Here is a 1910-nt window from a genome sequence, read left to right as displayed (position 1 = left end):
AATGCATATAATTTACGGCTGAAATTCGTGAAAGTGAGAAAAAGTAGTATTTTTAAAACGCATTTGGTAAAGCGGAAAAAATCGCGCAGCAAAAATCGCCGCAAATCATATGCAAAACAGTTGCACCACATTATGAAAAAAATTCTGCTTATAATAATATTATTTTCGATTAATCAGTCATTTGGACAAGACTCAAATATTGATATACTGATGATTGCGGGAAATGAAGCCTATCAAAAATCGGATTTTGAAACTGCTAAACTTAACTACGAATCGATTATTAAAATTGACTCGATAAATAAAGATGCTATCTTCAACTTAGCTGGAGTCGAACTGAATTTAGGAAATACACAACAAGCCTGTCAACTACTCCAAAAATCATATTCGTTAGGTGATTTTGAATCATATGAATTAATCGAGCAATACTGTGGCGGACTGGAATATTCGGAAAAAATGTTCCTATTTCACGTAGACGAACTTCCGAAATTCAAATACAATAATAATTTTGAGCCATTAATTGTAAATAAAAAACAAATTAATCCCGACTATATCAAACTTTTAAAATCTGAAATCAAAAACTCCAAAAAACTTAAACGAATTCGGGGCAAAATTTATCTAATGATTAATGTCGGTATCAAGGGTGAATTAATCACCAATATTAAAGGCAACATAAATGAATCGGAAATAAATGAATTGACAAACTCTCTAATGAAAATGACCGAATATCAACCCGCGATTTTTAAAGGAAAGAACGTTGGTCTTTTTGGTGGAGGATTTGCACTGCCATTAAGTCTCTGAGAAAATAACGTGGTGCAACAATGTATAAAAAAAATAGGGCAAGTAAGTGCTAAGCCCAATGGTTCAGGCTTATTTGCGAGGTCGCCAAATCTTTTGATTTGGCCTTAGAATAAAAATATAAAACAAAATGCAAAAGATTTGGCTTGTTGATAATCCGAAAAGTAATCGCTTATTTACAGCCCTACTTCTTTTATACTAAACGTTGTAGCACATTTAAGAAAAACTATGAACATAATTGAAAAGGAAGCAAAAAAATTCAACGATAGAATATTTTACCGTGGTAATTGTAGTATTTCTGACTTGAATTCTCGCTTGTCAGATAAGATATATGATTTTAATCGTGATAGCGATAAATTAGAATTCCTAAGAATTGTTCGTGAGAATACAGTTAAGGAAAAAATTGAACACGCTAAAACTTGTACTGGATGTAACTTTGATGATACGAGAGAGACTGGACTATTTGTAATTGACCAACAAATTGATGAAATAAAGGAATATTACGAATATGAACCAAAACCCAAAGAATCATTTACAATAGAAGAAGAAACAGCTCTTCACGTAAAATTGAATGAAATTGCGGATAAACTAACCGAATTGGGTTACGGACAAGAAATTATTTTCAATGAATTAGATGAATTAAAAGCTCATTTCAATTTAGGTAAAAAGAATTGGTTCCAATTAGTTAAAGGAAAATTGGTTGACTTAACAGTAAATAAAGTTTTAAAAGAAACCATAATAAAAGATATATATGATGGACTATCAGATGGTTTTGAAACGACAACACAGTTTTTAGATAAAATGTAACTACTATGAATACAAAATTTTCAATAGTCTATAAAGGCTCAAATTTTGATTGTGAATTGGATAAAGATGGACTTGTTTGGATAATTCAAGATGATGAATTAAAATCAAAAACAAACAACGGACAAGTTAAGCCAGCAAGGAATTTAAACGAAGCAAAAGAAATAGCTGAATTAATGCTTTATTCAATGGGATATTAATGTATAAAAAACGTGCTACAACAAAGTACTGTGGTAAAAAACAAGTAAAAATGTATTAATTTTTCACCATGGTACTTCTGTAACTATCCTCATATATTAGTCCAGATTTAG

3 protein-coding genes are annotated in these 1910 nt (G+C 30.6%); all 3 read left to right on the top strand.

What is annotated here, in order from left to right:
• The first annotated feature begins 132 nt into the window (after nucleotides 1-132).
• Nucleotides 133-798, top strand: a complete 666-nt coding sequence (locus RT250_RS13395) for a tetratricopeptide repeat protein (protein WP_313115385.1) — start codon at nucleotides 133-135, stop codon at nucleotides 796-798.
• A 225-nt stretch (nucleotides 799-1023) separates the two neighbouring features.
• The gene (locus tag RT250_RS13390) at nucleotides 1024-1602 is read left to right on the top strand and encodes a hypothetical protein (RefSeq protein WP_313115384.1); all 579 of its coding nucleotides are present in this window, start codon (nucleotides 1024-1026) and stop codon (nucleotides 1600-1602) included.
• Nucleotides 1603-1607: 5 nt separating this feature from the next.
• Nucleotides 1608-1799 (top strand): hypothetical protein, encoded by a 192-nt coding sequence (locus tag RT250_RS13385; protein ID WP_313115383.1) that lies wholly within the window; start codon nucleotides 1608-1610, stop codon nucleotides 1797-1799.
• The last annotated feature ends 111 nt before the right edge of the window (nucleotides 1800-1910 follow it).

Origin of the sequence: Aequorivita sediminis, from assembly GCF_032080575.2 — a bacterium.
Classification (GTDB): Bacteria; Bacteroidota; Bacteroidia; order Flavobacteriales; family Flavobacteriaceae; genus Aequorivita; species Aequorivita sediminis.
Note: the sequence above shows the minus strand (reverse complement) of the source record. Positions and strands in the feature narration are given on the sequence as shown.

Coding starts and splice junctions, on each gene's coding strand:
- RT250_RS13390 (WP_313115384.1), top strand. CDS start 1,024: ATGAACATAATTGAAAAGGAAGCAAAAAAATTCAACGATAGAATATTT.
- RT250_RS13395 (WP_313115385.1), top strand. CDS start 133: ATGAAAAAAATTCTGCTTATAATAATATTATTTTCGATTAATCAGTCA.
- RT250_RS13385 (WP_313115383.1), top strand. CDS start 1,608: ATGAATACAAAATTTTCAATAGTCTATAAAGGCTCAAATTTTGATTGT.